This window comes from Rothia sp. HSID18069 (genome assembly GCF_003989155.1).
GTDB classification, from domain to species: domain Bacteria; phylum Actinomycetota; class Actinomycetes; order Actinomycetales; family Micrococcaceae; genus Rothia; species Rothia aeria.
This window is the reverse complement of sequence record NZ_RBMG01000005.1, coordinates 33,896-52,694: the sequence shown is the minus strand read 5'-3', so window position 1 is coordinate 52,694 and position 18,799 is coordinate 33,896. Positions and strand designations below refer to the sequence as shown.

13 protein-coding genes are annotated in these 18,799 nt (G+C 56.0%); 9 read left to right on the top strand and 4 right to left on the bottom strand.

The window, feature by feature from the left end; all coding sequences use genetic code 11:
* Nucleotides 1–38: 38 nt before the first annotated feature.
* Nucleotides 39–1,334, bottom strand: coding sequence for a CoA-disulfide reductase (locus tag D8M41_RS10465; protein ID WP_126926983.1), 1,296 nt, complete (start codon nucleotides 1,332–1,334; stop codon nucleotides 39–41).
* 313 nt (nucleotides 1,335–1,647) lie between these two features.
* Nucleotides 1,648–3,213, bottom strand: a complete 1,566-nt coding sequence (locus D8M41_RS10460) for an MFS transporter (protein ID WP_153269376.1) — start codon at nucleotides 3,211–3,213, stop codon at nucleotides 1,648–1,650.
* A 193-nt stretch (nucleotides 3,214–3,406) separates the two neighbouring features.
* Between D8M41_RS10460 and D8M41_RS10455 the strand changes: the two genes are divergently transcribed.
* Nucleotides 3,407–3,997, top strand: coding sequence for a TetR/AcrR family transcriptional regulator (locus D8M41_RS10455; protein ID WP_238693522.1), 591 nt, complete (start codon nucleotides 3,407–3,409; stop codon nucleotides 3,995–3,997).
* Between the two features lie 185 nt (nucleotides 3,998–4,182).
* Here the strand turns inward: D8M41_RS10455 and D8M41_RS10450 are convergent, their stop codons facing one another.
* Nucleotides 4,183–4,668: an SRPBCC family protein gene (locus D8M41_RS10450; protein WP_126926981.1), complete on the bottom strand. Its 486-nt coding sequence runs from the start codon at nucleotides 4,666–4,668 to the stop codon at nucleotides 4,183–4,185.
* Nucleotides 4,669–7,011: 2,343 nt separating this feature from the next.
* Here D8M41_RS10450 and D8M41_RS10445 point away from each other — a divergent pair.
* From D8M41_RS10445 to D8M41_RS10415, 7 genes are all read left to right on the top strand, one after another.
* Nucleotides 7,012–8,073: a hypothetical protein gene (locus tag D8M41_RS10445; protein WP_126926980.1), complete on the top strand. Its 1,062-nt coding sequence runs from the start codon at nucleotides 7,012–7,014 to the stop codon at nucleotides 8,071–8,073.
* A 213-nt stretch (nucleotides 8,074–8,286) separates the two neighbouring features.
* Complete coding sequence (locus tag D8M41_RS10440) at nucleotides 8,287–8,610, top strand: putative quinol monooxygenase (RefSeq protein ID WP_006886994.1); 324 nt, start codon at nucleotides 8,287–8,289, stop codon at nucleotides 8,608–8,610.
* Nucleotides 8,611–8,739: 129 nt separating this feature from the next.
* Nucleotides 8,740–9,543 (top strand): NUDIX hydrolase, encoded by an 804-nt coding sequence (locus D8M41_RS10435; RefSeq protein ID WP_006886976.1) that lies wholly within the window; start codon nucleotides 8,740–8,742, stop codon nucleotides 9,541–9,543.
* 605 nt (nucleotides 9,544–10,148) lie between these two features.
* Entirely contained in the window at nucleotides 10,149–10,748 is a 600-nt protein-coding gene (locus D8M41_RS10430; protein WP_006886982.1) for a class I SAM-dependent methyltransferase, read from the top strand.
* Between the two features lie 380 nt (nucleotides 10,749–11,128).
* Entirely contained in the window at nucleotides 11,129–12,904 is a 1,776-nt protein-coding gene (locus D8M41_RS10425) for an ABC-F family ATP-binding cassette domain-containing protein (protein ID WP_126926979.1), read from the top strand.
* On the top strand, nucleotides 12,901–14,760 hold the full coding sequence (locus D8M41_RS10420; RefSeq protein WP_006886963.1) for an ABC transporter ATP-binding protein: 1,860 nt from the start codon (nucleotides 12,901–12,903) through the stop codon (nucleotides 14,758–14,760). Before D8M41_RS10425 ends, D8M41_RS10420 begins: the two co-directional genes overlap by 4 nt.
* Nucleotides 14,754–16,493, top strand: a complete 1,740-nt coding sequence (locus tag D8M41_RS10415) for an ABC transporter ATP-binding protein (protein WP_006886971.1) — start codon at nucleotides 14,754–14,756, stop codon at nucleotides 16,491–16,493. The genes D8M41_RS10420 and D8M41_RS10415 overlap by 7 nt, the downstream gene beginning before the upstream one ends.
* A gap of 242 nt (nucleotides 16,494–16,735) precedes the next feature.
* Here the strand turns inward: D8M41_RS10415 and D8M41_RS10410 are convergent, their stop codons facing one another.
* Entirely contained in the window at nucleotides 16,736–17,548 is an 813-nt protein-coding gene (locus D8M41_RS10410) for a hypothetical protein (RefSeq protein ID WP_126926978.1), read from the bottom strand.
* A gap of 209 nt (nucleotides 17,549–17,757) precedes the next feature.
* Here D8M41_RS10410 and D8M41_RS10405 point away from each other — a divergent pair, with 209 nt between their 5' ends.
* The gene (locus D8M41_RS10405) at nucleotides 17,758–18,594 is read left to right on the top strand and encodes a bifunctional transcriptional activator/DNA repair enzyme AdaA (protein ID WP_126926977.1); all 837 of its coding nucleotides are present in this window, start codon (nucleotides 17,758–17,760) and stop codon (nucleotides 18,592–18,594) included.
* The last annotated feature ends 205 nt before the right edge of the window (nucleotides 18,595–18,799 follow it).

Here is an 18,799-nt window from a genome sequence, read left to right as displayed (position 1 = left end):
TCTACCTGAAGAGACTTTTAGTATTTGGGGTGCTGGTTTTACTCCGCCGTGTTTTTCGACTGAGGATTTGAGGGGCTGCGCTTCGTCCCTGCGGGAGCCTCCTCAGCAGTATTTGCCGCCTTATCGGGCGATGCTGCCGAACCGTCCGTGGGTGGGGCGGCCTTCGGCTGGGGTTCTGCAGCTGCAGCAGAGCCCTGCCCCGCCGCATCATGCGGCTGTTCGGAGGGTACGGGTATCGTCTCCGTCGCCGGTTCAGCCTGCATGAGCACCCGGCCTTCCTTCCGCTTCCGTTTGCGACCGAACCGTTTCTTCTTCACCGGCTGCTCCTGCGGCTGGGGGTCTTCGTTGAACCCCGGCTGCCCCTTATCTTTCGGGGGCTTACGTTCCAGGGAGTAGATAATGCGCGCTGGCCTTGGCTCCATACCAATCTTGGTGCGTCCCCAGTTAATGATGCGGTCCAGCCAGTTATAGTCGGCGGTCGTCTCAACCACCTGGTGGTTGCGCGGAATCATGCCCGCATCGCTGAGCACACGCGGGTACTCGTCAATCTCCTGAATGCCCGCCATGTACATGTTCTCGCGGAACTGCTGGGCGAACTCGTACTGCCCAATAAAGAGCAGATCGGAGTAGGTTTTCGCGGTCAGCCTCTCAGCGTACGCCTGCGCCGAGTCGCGGCTTCCCTTACGCGCACCGTACGTATCCCAGAAATAGAAGTACACGTTACTGGCGATAATCGCCGAACGAATTTTGTTCTGCAAATACCAGAGCCCACCAATAGCGAGAAGCCCAATAATAATAATGACGAGCGACCCAACAGGCATTGAGTAGTCCACATAATTATCGGCGCTGCGCGTTACAAACATGCGGTACAGATACGCCCCGAACGAATACAGCACCGGGATACCCAGGAAAATAGTGGCTATGGGAATCCAAATAAATGCAAAAAGCCACAGAATAAGACGATAGTAAATAATGGAGTCGCCAAACCCGATAGGGGTAGGTTTTACGGGAGAATGGGCGCGTTTCATCAGAAGGTTGAACAGGCGGTTATTCTCGATACCCACCTTCCGCAGCTTTGACTCCAGGGATGCGCGTTTGAGGAATACCCGGTAGTTCTCCAGAATCTCGCGCTGTTCAGCGGTGATTTTATCGTCAGGCGGCAGATTACCAACATCGATTCCCGACTCTGAAAGCAGCTTGCTCCACAGCTCCAGACGGGCCAGCTCGGAGGGCTTCGCCTGGGTTTGCGACTGGTAGTTCTTATAGGAGATAAAAATGGTGCTGGCACCAATTGCCAGCGTAACTATAGGCGCAATCCAGTCTTTGGTGTCCACAGTGTCCCTCCCGTCCCCTCACGCCCCACCGGCTATCCCTGCACCCCGCCAGTGTGAGGAGCGGCGCACATTCAGGTGCCCGGTGGTGCCTGTGGGGCGCGTGCTTGCTGAAGCTGATGCTTCTACCGTAACACCCGCGGGTGTGAGCGGCCGGGACGGTTCTCAACCTGCGAAAGGTGTTTTCCTGGTGCTTTGTTTCCCCTTCGGTGTGTTTCCGGCGCCTACCTCCGCGATAAAAAGAGCCTTTATGTGAATAAAGAGTATTTTTTACCGCTTTATTTACATAAAGGCTCTTTTTAGCACCGGAGTTTTTCTAGTGCTCTGCTTTCTCCAGTTCGGCGGGTGCCGAGCGGAGCATCCGGTAAGTGAAGACCGCCAGCACCGCCAAAAGCACGGCGCTAAAGGTTGCGGTCACCAGCACGCCCGAATCGAATGCGGCATGCGCCGAATGCAGCAGCTCGGCACTTAGATCCGAGGGAAGCTGCCCGGCAACTGCGGTCGCGCCGCCGAGGGTTTCGCCCGCCGCATGGGCCGCATCCGCATTAAGACCGGCGGGAACCGTGACCTGTGCACGGTAAATTGCGGTCAGCATGCCGCCGATCACCACGGTACCCAGCACGGTGCCGAACTCGTAGGCGGTCTCAGAAATTGCCGACGCAGCACCCGCCTTATTCGCCGGAACGCTGGAAAGAATCAGGTCATTCGAGATGGTCTGCGCCGCACCCACGCTCAACCCTAAGAACATGAAGGAAGTCATGAGCAGAAGGTCGTTGCGCGAACCGAAAAACACCACAAACAGGTACCCGAGCGCACCCAAGGCAAGCCCCGAAGACACAATCACCGCCGGGTGGAACCGCGAAACGAGCTTAGCGGCGTACAGGCCCGCAATAATGGTGCACGCCAGCCCGGGAATCAGGAACAGTCCAGCCTGCATGGGAGAGTACCCCGAAACCAGCTGCAAATGCTGCGAAACGAAGAAAAGGAACCCAACATCTACGAACATGGCGAACAGGTTCGCCAGAATCCCCCCGGTAAACACGGTGTTTTTGAAGAGGCGAACATCGAGCATGGGGGTGGTTCCCGCACGCCCGCGGCGCAGCTGACGGCGCACGAAGAAGAACCCGAACACGGCGCCAATAAACGCGGTGCTGACTGCGAGCGCATCCACGCCTGCCTCAGAAATATGGGTGAGTCCGAACGTTATGCCGATCATGGCGATCATAATCAGCAGGATACTCACCATATCGAGCGGGCCGGGGTTTGGGTCTTTCGATTCGGGCACGGTCATGGGTGCGAGGGCAAGGAACGGTACGAGTACGGGTACCGCCATGAGGAACACCGACCCCCACCAGAAATGGCTCAGCAGGAGTCCGCCCACGATGGGGCCGAGCGCTGCACCGGCGGAGAAGCCAGCCGCCCACACGGCGATTGCGGTGCGGCGTTCTTTCGGGTCACGGAAGATGTTGCGAATGAGTGAGAGCGTGGCGGGCATGAGCATGGCGCCGAAGAATCCGAGTACGGCGCGCGCGATGACAAGCAGCAGAGCGGTGGGTGCGAAAGCGGCGAGTGCTGAGATAACTGCAAACCCGACGGAACCGATCAGTAGGATTTTACGCCGCCCGATGCGGTCCCCCAGGCTTCCCATAGGCACGAGCAGCCCGGCGAGCACGAGCGAGTAGGCGTCTACGATCCAGAGTTGCTCGCTGGAGGATGGTTCGAGGGCCTGCGCAATTGAGGGCACGGCGAATGCGAGCACGGTGTTATCGACCGAGACAAGCAGCACCGGCAGCATGAGCACGGTCAGGGCAACCCACCGTTTGATTTTCTGATCGGGCGCGTGAATAGGCAGCGCCTCGGTGACGGGGTATAAGTTGTTCATCGTTGTGTTCACACGCATCTGGGAGTTTTCGGCACTTGCGGCAGATGCGCCGGGCGGCAAGTGCTCATAGCCCGCAGAGGGGTTGCTGCCAGGGGCTTTGCTTCGGGTAGTAAGGATGCGCCGCGCAGACAACCACGGACACACTAACTATACCAACTAGACGGTAAAGTTTCTAATCCGTAGAATGGTGATTATGACTACCCCAGCCAGCGCATCCGAACCCCGTGCGACCCGCGCCAACAACTCGCGCGAGCAGATTCTAGACGCTTATGAACATTTGCTGGTACAGGCCGGTGAACGTGCCGCCACCCTTGATGCGGTCGCCGCCCAAGCGAAAGTTTCTAAGGGCGGGCTGCTCTATCATTTCGGCTCGAAAAAGGCGCTCTTCCAAGCGCTTTTAGACCGCACCCGCACCTACGCAGACGAAGACCTTGAGAAGATGCGCGCCGCACCCGAGGGGGCCAGCGCCTATTACATCAACACCTCAACCTTTCAGGGCACCCCATTCGATATATGCCTAGTTGCCCTCTCGCGGTTGGCGCAGGATAAGAACCCGGCGGCACGCGAACTCATGGACGAGATTCAGGGGCAGTGGTACGAGCTGATTCGCGCGGATATTGGGGACGATAAGATGGCGCGCACCGTGCTTCTGCTGGGGGACGGCATGTATTACAGCGCGGCGTTTGCGGGAGGCATGGCGAACCCGGCGGCACGCAAACGCATCAAGGCCGATCGGGATATCCTGCTGGATGCGCTCGACATTCTCAGGCGCGCAGCGCAGTAGTTCGTGCGGCGCGGTAGTTTTTGTGTTGGCGCCTGTGCGGGACGTATTCAGACATTTATCGCGAGAAGCGGGTTTTGGGTCAAAAAGGTAGAAAATATCGCCTTCTCAGCCAAAAATCCGCTTCTCGCTGTATCAGCTAGGGGCGCGATAGTCAGAGAAACATGCGAAAAGCGGCCTGTTACACTCTACCCCTCGAAGGTGCGATGCAGTTTCGCCAGAGACAGCGCAATATTACGGCGGTTACGCGCGAACGCACCAAATGTACGGAATACGGGCGCAGCGGGGATAAACCCAAAAATTTTCGCCTCGGAAGCATCCCAGGTTTCACGCACGGTCACGGTGCCGTCGTGGTTATCTGCAATCTCCCAGGTCCAGTAGTGGTCGGCGGGCATGCGCCAGGAGAGGGCCTGGTTCTTCTCGGCGCGCACGACCGTGGGAGACATGCGGTATGGGAAACCCAGGAACATTTTTTCGGTGAAGGTATCGCCCTCACGCAATTCGGGGGTGTCGCCGGATATCAGCCCACGCACCGAACCGCCTCCGTCAAGCTCGGCGTGGCGGGCGGGGTCGGCAATTAGGGCGTACACATCGCTCGCTGCCGCCCGCAGAGTAGTTTCGGCGGAGATCATGGCGGGGTCCGTCTCAAGGAACTTTATCTGTGCAGTAGTCATACCTTTAACCCTACGCCGAATCCACCCCACAGTTAACCGCGAGCAACGGGGTTTCGCCCGAAAAACGGAGAAAATACCCTCTACCCACGCTTTCTAGATCATATTTCGCATCCAATATGTTTTCGGAATAAAAATAAGAGGCACCTTAAAAGTGCCTCTTAACGCGAGATCCATGGGTTCTGCCCGCCAAACCGGACATACCCCCCATGGCCGCACCTCCGGTACCCCTTCATCTCAAAGGATGAAGATCCTAACAAAAATAACTGTTAGGCAGAGTTGCTCACGGGAGCGGAGGACATTATTGTTTTATCTCGCCCATCCAGCATATCATGCGCTACTTCACACAAAACATGCCAACAACTCCCCTACAACAAGAGACATCCCATATTAGGATGCCTCTTGATGCGAGATCCATGGGTTCTGCCCGCCAAACCGGACATACCCCCCATGGCCGCACCTCCAGAAGCTTCATACAGAAGGCCAGAGGACAATATTGTTTTATCTCACATGCCTAGAATAACACGTGACACATACACAAAATATATCTGCGTCCACCACTTCCTTATAGGAAGAGGCACCCCTTACAGGGTGCCTCTTGATGCGAGATCCATGGGTTCTGCCCGCCAAACCGGACATACCCCCCATGGCCGCACCTCCGGTACCCCCTCATCTCAAAGGATGAAGATCCTAACAAAAATAACTGTTAGGCAGAGTTGCTCACGGGAGCGGAGGACAATATTGTTTTATCTCACATGCCTAGAATAACACGCGGCATACACACAAATTTTGAGCTTAAAAACATGCCTATAACGCTCCTTATTTTTGAAATATAAATTAGCCACCCAAATCGCCACCTCAAAATATGTGGGCCATAAATAATGGAGGACTTCCCTAACTGAAAACTCATGAACGCAGTATGGAGGTATACCAATCACACAAGATACTAGTCATACCTGCACTATATACACGGCTGGGATAAAGTTGTCATATCCTCTGTCCTTGCTTCCTATAGCAAAAGGCACCCATATTAGGGTGCCTCTTGATGCGAGATCCGTGAGTTTGGCCAGACAACCCGGCATACCCCCCATGGCCGCACCTCCGCTACCCCCTCACCTCAAAGGATGAAGATCCTAACAAGAAAATACTTGCTAGGCAGAGTTGCTCACGAGTGCAGAGGACATTATTGTTTTATCTCGCCCACCCAGAATACCACGAGGGTTATTTATGTGGGGCTGTCCCGCCCTGCACTACCAAGAACACCCTGAAGTAGAAAATGAGAGGTCTGCGGGATATTGTGGGCAGTATCCACCAGCACTTGAGGGACACGATAACTCGCTCTGCCACCGTCCGATAGTGGTTACTCTGCCGGCCAGACTCATTGCCCTCAGTGGTGAAGGTTTTTACGGTGCGGTTTTTGGCCGGGCTAACAACGTGTAATCCTTAGGAGCCTTGGTCCTTGCGCGTATCCTTCGGATCTAAGAATCTATCCAGGTTGTGTACTGTCACGTAATATCTGTCGTGACGTGCACCCACAGCAGGACCATTAAACGCCAGCGGTATCCCGCCCCAAGGAGCAGATTCATGTGGTGGTTGCTCAGATCTACGATGAGAAGACAATATCTTCCATCATCATACGCCTTGCGGGTGAGGGACCGTTGTTCGTTGTTTGTGTATGTCAAGCGCGGAGAGCTATCCCTAATGAATAACCCTTCATACAAAATATACTGACGGCTTCCCAAAAAACAGAAGGCGCCCCATATTAGGGCGCCCCTTGATACGAGATCCGTGGGTTTGGCCGGACAACCCGGCATACCTCCCACAGCCGCACCTCCAGAAGCTTCATACAGAAGGCCAGAAGACATTATTGTTTTATCTCGCCCATCCAGCATATCATGCACTACTTCACACAAAACATGCCAACAACTCCCCTACAACAAGAGACACCCATATTAGGATGCCTCTTGATGGAGATCCATGGGTTCTGCCCGCCAAACCGGACATACCCCCCATGGCCGCACCTCCGCTACCCCCTCACCTCAAAGGATGAAGATCCTAACAACAAAAAGCTACTAGGCAGAGTTGCTCACGAGCGCAGAGGACAATATTGTTTTATCTCGCTCACTCAGGATACCATGCACTACTTCACATGAAACATGCCACAAACTCTACGACAGAAGGCACCCCTTACAGGGTGCCTCTTGACGCAAGATCCATGGGTTCTGCCCGCCAAACCGGACATACCCCCCATGGCCGCACCTCCGCTACCCCCTCACCTCAAAGGATGAAGATCCTAACAAGAAAATACTTGCTAGGCAGAGTTGCTCACGAGCGCAGAGGACATTATTGTTTTATCTGCTCTACAACAGTACCACGCAGAAAACCGATACAACTTCCCGAAAGAGCACAGTGGTGGTACATAACCTCGCCACCGAAGAAGATACTTTCCACAATATATCTATGCTTGGCGCAATCAGTCGTTACACCAACACAGATACCAATATTATTGCTGTCCACACCTCTATACCCTACGGTGCCAGCGAAGAAGAAACCCAACACATTATGCGCAGCGCCCGTAATGAATCTCTTACCGCGCTCCTAAAACTCGCAACAGATCGTGAGGATCCGGTTAAAGCCTTTGTTATTGAACGAACCATGCGGGAAACAGAAAATCAGAAAGACCGACAAACAATACACCGTTTAACTCAAAACGGTGTTATTCCTCCCATTAAATATGTTCAAGTATCCTCCACCGCAGAACGCAACCTATGGGCCGCAGACGCCGTCGCCTATTCCATGGCCCAAGCCCTTCTGCGCAGCGACCTCACCCTACAAGAAAAATCCGGCATCCAACTCAGCATATACGACACACAAACCCTCGGACTCATAGACCTCAAAGCCCCCACCAACAACCTCACCTCCAAACTCGGAATCCCCACCGACCCCAGACAACTACGCACCGAACACCTACCACACGTAACCACAGGAATAGCCGCCAGAGAAGAAACCCTTAAAAACCTCCGCGACAACCTACGCCCTGGGCAACGACTCCTCGGCCCAGAAAAAGCCCACGACGATCTGCTCTACAGAAAAACCCAGGGGATTGGCCGCGCCCGGATCATGGACGCACACCACGCAGCCGATCTGACCATCGGACGCGGAACCCTCAGCAACACCCAAAAAGGCGCGATTAACGAATTCTCCAAACGTGCCAAAGAAGGAAACATCCCAGAAGGAACAATCGCCTCTTTCCAAGCCATCACTAAAAAATTAAAAAACGTTATCGACCAAGAAAACAAACGAGCACAACAACAAAAAAGCCCCCAACAAGACAACCAAAACACCCACCAGCACAGGCACCACAACACCCAAAATCAGCGGAAAAACCGTGGCGGGCCAAGCCTCTAATCACACATAAATAAGAAGGCTGCAACGAACCCACCCCACGGTTAACCGCGAGCAACGGGGTTTCGCCCGAGAAGAGGTATTTTCTCCGCTTTCAGGCAAAATACCCGCTGCTCGCGCATCCTCAGTACAAGGTGATGCTTTAGGCGCTGCCCGCGCAGGCGCATCTTGTGAAAAAATAGAGGTGTCCCTGAACATTCTATTAAGGAGTCCGCCGTGATTTTTATTGTTGTGAAATTTCCCGTTAAGCCCGAATACGCCGAAAAATGGCTAGATTTAACCCGCGACTTCACCGAGGCGACCCGTGCCGAACCCGGTAACAAGTGGTTTGAGTGGTCGCGCAGCGTTGAGGACCCGAACGAGTTCGTGCTGGTGGAGGCGTTTGAGGACGACGGCGCGGCGGCTCATGTGAACTCTGCGCATTTCGCTCAAGCTATGACCGATATGCGCCCGGCTCTGCGAGAGACTCCAAAGATTATCTCCCGCCAGATTGACGGCGACAGTTGGGGTGCTATGGGCGAGCTGAACATCGAGAATTAGCCGCTTTACTTCAAGAGTCCAACCATGCAGCGCGCGTATCCGCCGGATGCGCGCGCCGTAAGTCGTGTAAGGCCGTTTTTACCCTTAAAATGGTTATAGTGCACACGAAAATAAGTACAGGAGTCATGGATGAACTCATCACCACATTACGCAGCTGAGGTCCCCGAGGAACACGAGGCCGACCACAGTTCGGTTTCATTAGCGGTTTCTACCGTGATTCTTGCATTACGCCACAAAAAGAATAGTGCGCACCCAAGTCTTTGGCTGCCGCTGGTGCGCCGCCTGCGCGAGCCTTATAAGGGTCAGTGGGCGCTTCCTGGCGGTCCCTTGCAGTCCCAGCAGTCTCTAGAGCAGGCGGCGGGGTACACGCTCAAGCGCGCGACCGGCCTTGAGCCCGGGTACCTTGAGCAGCTGTATGCGTTCGGTGATGTTTTGCGTGCCCCGGAAGCACGTGCGGCGCGCATCAACGGCACACCGGTTCCGGCACCTGGGGCGGATCATGAGCGCGTGGTTTCGGTAGTTTATTGGGCCTCGATCCCGGCGACTGAGGTTTCGCAGACTCGCGTGCACGAAAATATTCGCTGGTTCCCGGTAGATGAGCTTCCCGAGCTGGCCTTCGACCACAACGAGATTGTGGAGTACGCCCTGTACCGCCTGCAGAATAAGGTCGAATATTCGCGTATTGCGCACTCATTCTTGGGCGATGAGTTCACGTTGGCACAGCTGCGTGAGGTGTACGAGGCAATTCTCGGCCGCCCGCTGGATCCCGCGAATTTCCGCCGTCAGATAGCGGCCTCAAAGTCGATTATTGATACCGGTCGGCGCATTGAAGGTACCCGCCACCGCCCGCCGCGCCTGTACCGTTACAACACGGCTCAGGCTTATGCGGATGCGGGCCCGCTGGGCATGTACCGCGAGCGCCACGAATCTTAGGCAAGCTCCGGAAGCGGCAACTTTGCCGCTCAGGGGTCGTTATTTCGATCGTGTGGGGTACTGGTACCAGGTTTAAAACTGGTGGATTATCAGACACTCTAAATTCGGGGGTGTTTTCTTCATGTGGGTGCAGTAGAGTGCTATCGCATGAAGAGAACTCCCCCGTTTTTTGTACTCTCCGCGTCATTACGTCCCGGTCAGCAGACATTAAATTTTTATGTCTACACATAAATAACAGGCCCAGACATGAAAAATTTTCATGTGAGCTTCTTACTAAAGCACAGCGTCAAGACAAGTTCAGCGGTATATCGGCTTTTTCAGACATGAAAAGCTTTCATATCTGGCATATAGTGAGAACTGCAGACGGTCGTAGAGCTGCTTTAAAACGGGAATCGGATCAGCAGGTTTACGAGTTTATCCGCGGTGCTGAAGGGGCAGTAAACGTCGCAGATATATATGCAGGTCTTCATAGCAATCTCTCGAAACAGCAGATCCGCTACATAATCACAAAGTTACTCAATGCTGGTCTTATTGCGCGCGAAGGCGGCCAAGGAAACCGGAACACGACCTATCGCATTGCACAATAAACACTATGTGAGGAAACAATGACAGTCAGCAGCAGGTATGGGGCGCGGGCGGCGGAATACTGTGAGGCGCTGGGGTCGCTCGATCAGATGGAACCGACTGATATTGCCCTGATCACCTCGTGGGGCGCATCCGTGCCAGGCAGTATTCTTGATGCCGGATGCGGCCCCGGGCATTGGGCACGCCTGCTTGCCTCCGCAGACCGATCCGTCACCGGCATAGATGTAACCCCCGAATTTATTGCCCATGCCCGCGCCGCCTCTAGCGCCCCAAATCTTAGCTTCGAGGTCATGGATATGGCACACACGCCCTATGCTGACGGGTCTTTCGCGGGAATTCTCGCCTGGTATTCGCTCATTCACACACCGCCAGCTCACCTTACCGGCACACTCACCGAGTTCTATCGGCTGTTGATTCCGGGAGGAAGCCTTCTTCTGGGGATGTTTCTGGGCGACCACGGATTGCCCTTCGCACACACCGTGACAACCGCCTATTATGTGAGCGTTCCAGAGTTTTCCGCACTGTGCGAGAAGGCCGGGTTTACGGTGGAAGAAGTTCACACCCGCCGCACTGGGAGGCACCGCGACCACCTGGCGATAGTGGCACGCAAGCCAGAGTGATACAGAAGTGCTGATGTTGGCATGAATAAACCGCTCCCGCTCGTGAGTATCCCAGTCGAAACAGAGATTAATGCGCCCTATAATTGACAGGCGCTATCGCCACTCCCTACACTAGAGGTTATCCGGGTCACATTCCGGATTGTTCCTATCTATTCCACCGAGGCGCACGGAAGCGCATCGGCACACGAGGAGGCACCAGCACATGAACGGCTCCCGAGCATAGCCCGGATCAAAACACCAGGTCAGAGCGCTTTTATGCGCCCACCCCACTACCCGGGCTTACGTGTATCTGCACACCGTGCTCGGGTTTTTCATGCCCTCACACCTAACGCGCGCTGCGCTGGCGGGGATCCGAGCACCGACTCGAAGGAACTCGGCCCATGCCACACCACATTACACTCGACCATATTTCGTATGCGCATCCGGGTGAACCCCCGCTTTTCACCGACCTCTCCGTCGTATTTTCCGCCCCGCTCACCGGGCTTATCGGCGATAACGGCACCGGGAAAACTACCCTCTTCAGGCTTATTCTTGGCGAGATAAAGCCTAGTCACGGCACAATCAGCACCCCACCACGCATAGCGTATCTGCCGCAAGATTTGGGGCTGAGCGAGCATCAGCATCTTGCCGATATTTTTGGAATTACAAAAATTCTGCGGGCGCTCGATGCTCTGGAATCGGGCGACTACTCCCCCAGCCTTTATGACACCATCGGCGACGCCTGGGATATTGAAGAGCGCACCTTCGCAGTCCTTGCCGAGTACGGTTTTAGTCCTGCGCTCGCCACGGATGCCGCCGACCCGCACGCCATTCGCGACCTTCTGATGCGCCCCCTCGGCACCTTTTCGGGCGGGCAGACGGTCACTGCCGCCCTCGCCGCGCTTCTGCGCTCGAATCCCGAGTTTATTCTGCTGGATGAGCCCACGAATAACCTGGATTCTGCCGCGAAGAATCGGCTTTTTGCGGCACTTGAAACCCTCGTCTGCCCGGCGCTGACCATCAGCCATGACCGCGATCTGCTCGCGCATATGAACGCGATCGCCGAGCTGCACGCCGACCGTGAGGGGCGGGCGCATCTGCGCATATATGAGGGCAACTACGACACCTACCGGGCGGTGCGGAAGGCCGAGCAGAGCGCCGCACATCGCCGTGTGAGTGAGGCGAAAAATGAGGCGCGTAAGGCTGAACGCGAGCGCGTCGAGAACCAGATTAAGCTCGATCGCAACGTTCGGCGAGGCCGCGATTTTGAGCGGTCGAAGCGGAAACCTGGGCTGGCGATGGGGCTGGATAAGAACAGTTCAGAGCGCTCTGCCGGGAAACTTCGCGCGGCACACGAAAGCATGGTGGCGGATGCGCGTGCGGCAGTTAGTGAAGCCCAAGAGAACCTGCGCGTGCAGGAGCGTATCTATCTGGAACTTGCTCAGGATGCGCTCCCGGCGGGGCGGAAGGTGCTGGAATTACAGCGGGCGGGGAAAGACCCTTGCGCGTCTGTACAACAGGATCCCGAACTTAAGAATGCATACGCCCAAAATACCGTTTCACGTGAAACACAATCTCATGAAGTTGATTATCCGTTTCGTCGCCAAGACTTTCCCGAGGCTCTTGTCCTAACCGGGCCTGAGCATTTGCGCATTACGGGAGCAAATGGCAGCGGCAAGACTGTGCTTCTCAACGCGATAGCGCATACGAATGACCCCGACTACCGCTCCCCCGTGTCTCCCGCTTACCGAGTGCTCTACCGCCTGGGCAACGCCGTGTATCTGCCGCAGCGCATTACGCTTGATCCTGAACGCACCCTCCTTGAAACCGTGCAGCAGGCGAACCCAGGGGCGAGCGAACAGCATCTTCGCGACCAACTGGCGCGGCTGCTGTTCAGGCGCGAGAGCGTGCATCAGCATATTGGGGACCTTTCCGGGGGCGAACGTTTTCGTGCCGCGCTGGCGACGGTTCTGCTCACTGACCCGGTGCCGCAGCTTCTTCTGTTGGATGAGCCCACGAATAACCTGGATATTTCGTCGGTGGATTGGCTGGTGCAGGCGCTCGATGCTTATACCGGCGCGCTGATCATCGTTAGCCACGACGAGGATTTTTGTGAGCGTATCCGCATCGACTGCACGCTCAGCCTTTCGGCAAAAACCCTTGGGGAAATGTCATGATAAACATTCTTCGTTCTATTCCGTGGGCGTTCCGCATCACCCTTCGTGTAGCACCCGTTCCATTCCTTGCCGCGGTTTGTACGACCCTGCTTCTCACGTTCATGCCGAGCGCGCAGGTGGTACTGGTGAATGCTGCGGTGGGTTCGGTGGCTTCTGGCGATACTGCAGCATCACTCACCTGGGCCGCGGTAATCGGTGCCCTCGTGGCGGCGTACCTTCTGGTGCAGCGGGCAAGCATGTCGCTCTTCACCATGACGAAGGCGCGCGTGAATGCCGCCGCGCATCAGAAGCTCAATACCACCCTGGCGCGGGTGAATCCCGAGGTGATGAGTGAACCCGAGATGCAGAAGCATCTTCGTGCAGCCCGTGAATCTCTTACGAAGCAGGAGATTCCCACTCAGGCAAATTCCGTGGTGACTCTCATCGCCGCCGTGGCGATGGTTCTGCTGCTGTGCGCGACAATTGCAGGCACGAGCCTTCCGGCTGTGTTCTTTGTGGCGGGGTGCATGGTTCCGCTCTCTGCCGCGATGGTTCTGCTGGCAAAGCGTGACTACCGCATCTACGGGCAGGTTTATGAGGACCGCCGTGAAGAGGCATATTTTCTGGATGCGCTCACCCACCCCAGCACAGCCCGCGAGATCGCGACCCTGGAGGCCGGTGGTTTCTTCGCCGATGGTGTGGCGCGGGCACGAGATCGTGCCACCGGGCGGGAATACAATCTGGAGGCGGTGCGCGGCATCGTGGTGGGGTTCGCCGGGCTCATCTGCTCGGTGTTGCTGATGGGTGCACTCTACTGCCTGATCGGTTCCGGGGCGAGCGCGGGCGAGATTGCCGGTGCGCTGGTGGGAACGCTCACCTGTATCGCGGCCACGCAGGATGTTGGCTACGCCTTCGGGCAGGTCTCGAATGGGGCGATGTCGATTGCCCAGTATCGCGCGTTTGTGGATAATCCGCGCTACGTGCTTGCTTCAGAGACAACGCATCATAATCCGCCCGCAACCGGTGATTCTCCGCGCGAACTCGCTGTACGCAGTCTGAGCGTCACCTATCCCGGGGCGGATGCACCCACGCTGCACCACGTGAACCTGCATATACAACGCGGGCAGATGGTGGCTTTGGTCGGTGCCAGCGGCGCGGGGAAAACTACGCTGGTGCGCGGACTTCTCGGGCTGACTCCCACCACCGCGGGCAGCGTGCTCTTCGACGATTCTCCGGTCGACTCGCTAAGCGTGCAACAGGTTTTTAAGCACACCACCCTGCTCAGTCAGGACTACGGGCGGTACGAGCTGACCGTGCGAGAAAACCTGCTGTTGGGCACGCACGCGCAGGGCCAGGAACCGCCCACCGATCAGCATCTCTGGGATGCGCTCAGCAAAGCCCGCGCCGCCGAGTTCGTGCAGACTCTACCTGCCGGTTTAGACACTCAACTGGGTGAGCAGTGGGGCGGGGTCGGGCTATCAGGCGGGCAATGGCAGCGTTTAGCGCTGGCGCGTCTGATCCTGCGTAATACCGCCCTATGGATTCTGGACGAGCCGACCAGCGCTATTGATGCCCACGCCGAGGAGCAGATTTTCGCTACCCTGCGCAAAGTTGCGGCGGATCATATGACGATTCTTGTCTCGCATCGCGCCTGGACTCTCAAACACGCGGACGTCATTCATGTGGTGGATCACGGAACCATCGTCGAATCGGGAACCTACACCGAACTATTAGGCGCTGGCGGGCGGTTCGCCGAAATTTTCGCCTCACAGATAGAGGATGCGCCGGAACACACGCCGTCGAACTTGTCAGTTGCTGACGGTGCCGGATCCATGGAAAACATCGGGTCTGCGGAAGAAGGGATACCATCGTGTTAAAAACGATTAGACAAACTCTCTGGGCCCTGCGGTATGCGCTACGGGCGCATCCTATTCTTGTACTCAGCTCGTTCACCCTTCTCACAGTGCTCTCGTTTCTGCCCAGCGTACAGATGTTCCTCATAGCCGCAATCACCGACTCGCTCAGCACCGGGGATGCGCACACTGCACTCACGTGGGCGGGCGTAACCGGGGGCGTGCTGGCGGGTAACCTTGCCCTGCAGCAGGTGTCTAATTCGCTGGATATGTCGCTGCGGGCGGGTATGGCGCAAACAGGTATCCGGGCGATCGCCCGCAGGCTCGCCTCCCTCACCCCCGAGCAGATTTCGCGCGGCTCATTTTCGCAGCGCTCGCGTGCCGCCCAGGATGCGGTCGCCAACGGTCACCTGCACACCCAAGTAACCAGCACCGGCGTACTTCTCTTCACGTTTCTTATGGTGGGTTCACTCTGCGTCATGGTGGCTCGCGTCAGTTCTGCGGCGGCGGTATGCCTTCTGTTGTGCCTGATTCCGGTGGCGTTCGTAGCGGGGCTGTATACACGGCGCAACGAGCAGGCCTGGGATAGCATTTATGCGCATAATCACCGGGCCTGGTACGCTACCAACCAGATAGCCTACCCGAATACCGCCGAAGAACTTTCGACCCTGAAAGCAGGCTGGTTCTTTGCGGCACGGGCTAACCGGCAACGCGCGCTGGCCGCTGACGAAGAGGTGAAACTTACCGCATATGCCCTGCGTTTGCAGGTAATATCGGGGGTAATGTGCGCGGTATTCCTGGTGGGTGCGCTAGGTTTTCTGGTGTCCTCCGGGGCGAGCGCGGGTATCATCTCTGGTGCGATAGTGGGCGCGCTTTCCGCCATGATGTCACTGACTGCAGCGAGTCACGATATGAGCTCGCTCGGCGCCGGGGCTAACGGAATTACACGGTATCGAGAGTTTCTGGAAGGCTCTGAAAACCCGTCCCGCAAGGTGGCCGCCACTCTTGATGCACCGCTTAGCCGCGTGCGCATCGAGAACCTTTCCATCACCTACCCCAACGCTGAAAAACCCGCGGTGCGCGGGGTATCCTTCGAGATTGAGCGCGGTCAAACAATTGCGCTCGTGGGGGCAAACGGTGCGGGCAAGACCACGCTAATACATGGGATTCTGGGCATGCTCACCGCTCACGAGGGGCGTGTTCTTTTCGACAACACCCCGGTGAATGCTCTAGATCCCGCCGAACGGCACCGGCTGGCAACTATTCTCACCCAGGATTTTGGACGCTACGAGCTGACGGTTCGACAGAACCTCCTCATGGGGATTTTCGGGCGCTCCGCAACCGACGAGCAGCTGTGGGATGCGCTCAACAAAGCCCACGCCGCCGAGTTTGTTCGCACCCTGCCTGCCGGTTTAGACGCTCAACTGGGTGAACAATGGGGCGGCGTTGGGCTATCGGGTGGGCAATGGCAGCGGCTCGCATTGGCTCGCCTAATTTTGCGCAATACCGACCTGTGGGTTCTGGACGAACCAACTAGTGCTATCGATGCCGAAACGGAGGAAGATATTTTCGCCTCTCTGCGCGAGATTGCGGCGGATCACATGACGATTCTGGTCTCGCATCGCGCCTGGACCCTCCGCCACGCCGATCGTATTTACGTGATGGATGCCGGTAAAATCGTTGAATCCGGCACTTACACCGAACTAATGGCGCACGACTCCTATTTCGCTCGGCTTTTCGCCTCACAGGCGGGGTAATTACTCGGCCACTTCAGCCAACCCCACCATTCCGGGAGCAGTAATTTGTAGTGGGAGCGTGCTCCCCGCTCCCGCTGCAACTTACCGTTCCCGGAATTAGATAAGCTGACGCCTCGCCAGCTTCGGAACGTTATTATTTCCTCGCACGCAAGGGACGACATCCCTCAACAGCTGCGAACCGTTACTCACCATGGGGGTCGCTGAATACGTTATTGATTTCAGTAAGAAAATCAAACATTGGTCTATAACCCCTCTTCTTCGTCAGCCTCCGAAATAGATACTGCGCGTGTCCCATGAGTAAAGTTCTCGCCCTCAAATTTCAGGACAAGCTCCTTAGGGGCAGGATCACTAACGCTCACCTGAATATTTTTAGCTTTGGTGGTATCTGCTAGTACAAACACTGTTTCAAATATGGTTACCGGGAATTTCCACTCTGCCTTCAATGCATCTTGGATAATGTGCGAATCAGCAGGAAGTGTCAGTCCTAGGGTATTTTCAAGAAAACTAAATACATCTTTCACCGTAAAATACACATCAAGAAAATGTACTACACCGTACTGTAGAGTACCTTCTTTATACGTTTTCACCGGAGCATCTTGGGCGACAATACGCAGGTAGTCATCACCAGTAATGGTCCCCAGCGGTATCCACCGTGTTTCAGGAAAATACCACTCCGTACAGTCTCGCATGTCGTCTAGACCTCCAGCATGCCCCACAGACAGTGGTATACCGTTAATCTCTGGTCCGTAGCCATAGTCCTCCCAGGTGAAGGTGAACTGAGAACTGCTGCGCATCATATACGGCCCTAAATCCTCTGCAAAGTTCTCAGCCGGAACACACATGACAGCAAAATGCATAGCCTCAAAAGATACCTCGAAATTAACACGGGTATCTATATAGTCAGTATCCGTAAGATGCATCTCTACCTGCGAATCTGATATTCCCTGTAAAGTCATAGAAGCGTTAATGGAACCTCCATGTTCACGCCGTATCGCATCAAGAACGTCACGCATATCGCGTAGGGTCTGTCGGTCAAGAGTAAAAGAATTCTCCATTATGGCTCTCCTAAAATTCAGGGATTTATGGCGTTAACTGTCAGCCGCCCTTTGAGCGTATCCTAATATCCTCGCATTTGTCTCTCTAATTCATCACCTAAACTCTACAATCACTTCTACACCCAATGCGCACAAGGTCAAGAATCGGGTCGTTTTCCACCCGGAACACCCGTATTCTCTAGTGTTAAGACCTTGAACTAGGAGAATCTTTGAGCATCACAGACCCGATCGAGCAGACCGTCCAGTTCGGGCGCATAGCCGCCGCTATCGAGTACCTGTATGACCACGCCGCAGATCAGCCCACGCTCGCGCAGGTATCCCAGGCGGTTCATGTGAGCCCCGAATACCTGCAGCGTCAGTTCCAGCAGTGGGCGGGGGTGAGCCCCAAGAAAATGCTGCAGCATATCAGCCTTGAACGGGCGAAGGCGGCGCTCGCTGGGCAGCAGAGCACGCTCGATGCGGCCTGGTCGAGCGGGTTCAGCGGCACGGGACGCCTGCACGATGCGTTCGTCACCATTGAGGGCATGACCCCCGGCGAGTACAAGAACGGCGGGGCGAACCTGCGCATCGTCTGGCGTTACGCCGCGTCCCCTTTCGGCATGGTGCTGATCGCCGCAACGGATAAAGGCATATGTCATATGGCATTCGCCGATAACCCGGATGCGGCTCTCACGAACCTGCGCGCCGAATACCCGAATGCGCAGCTGCATGAGGGCGAGCATCCTTTTCACGAGCAGGCGTTAAGTATTTTCGGTGGAGGCGGGGAGCGCATCGCCCTGCATTTGAAGGGTACGCCGTTTCAGGTGCAGGTGTGGCGTGCGCTTTTGAATATTCCGCAGGGTGCCGTGCAAAGTTACGGGTCTGTGGCTGAGAGTATTGGACGCCCCCGTGCCGCCCGTGCAGTGGGAACCGCGGTGGGACACAACCCGGTGGCGCTGATTATTCCCTGCCACCGAGTGATTCGTGAGAGCGGCGTGATCGGGGATTACCGTTGGGGCCGCGGCCGCAAAATGGCGTTTCTCGCCCAAGAACTCGGCGCGGCCTAGCGAACATCGATCCGTCCCAGTTTTACCCGCTCCCGCTTTTACGCTTTCGAGAGCATCCCGCGAGTATGTGTGCCCCTTCGAAAGTCCACAAAAATCAAAGGGGACCCGTTTGACTCCTCGGTGAAAGTTACACAATTGCCATCGAGAGTTACATTTTTGTCACTTTCATTCCGTTTTTTATGCCAAAGTGACAAAAAACCCGTCT

What these genes read in the sequence shown, in the direction of transcription:
- D8M41_RS10460 (WP_153269376.1), bottom strand. Translation starts at nt 3,213, where the DNA reads ATGAACAACTTATACCCCGTCACCGAGGCGCTGCCTATTCACGCGCCC.
- D8M41_RS10455 (WP_238693522.1), top strand. Translation starts at nt 3,407, where the DNA reads ATGACTACCCCAGCCAGCGCATCCGAACCCCGTGCGACCCGCGCCAAC.
- D8M41_RS10450 (WP_126926981.1), bottom strand. Translation starts at nt 4,668, where the DNA reads ATGACTACTGCACAGATAAAGTTCCTTGAGACGGACCCCGCCATGATC.
- D8M41_RS10435 (WP_006886976.1), top strand. Translation starts at nt 8,740, where the DNA reads ATGAACTCATCACCACATTACGCAGCTGAGGTCCCCGAGGAACACGAG.
- D8M41_RS10430 (WP_006886982.1), top strand. Translation starts at nt 10,149, where the DNA reads ATGACAGTCAGCAGCAGGTATGGGGCGCGGGCGGCGGAATACTGTGAG.
- D8M41_RS10425 (WP_126926979.1), top strand. Translation starts at nt 11,129, where the DNA reads ATGCCACACCACATTACACTCGACCATATTTCGTATGCGCATCCGGGT.
- D8M41_RS10420 (WP_006886963.1), top strand. Translation starts at nt 12,901, where the DNA reads ATGATAAACATTCTTCGTTCTATTCCGTGGGCGTTCCGCATCACCCTT.
- D8M41_RS10410 (WP_126926978.1), bottom strand. Translation starts at nt 17,548, where the DNA reads ATGGAGAATTCTTTTACTCTTGACCGACAGACCCTACGCGATATGCGT.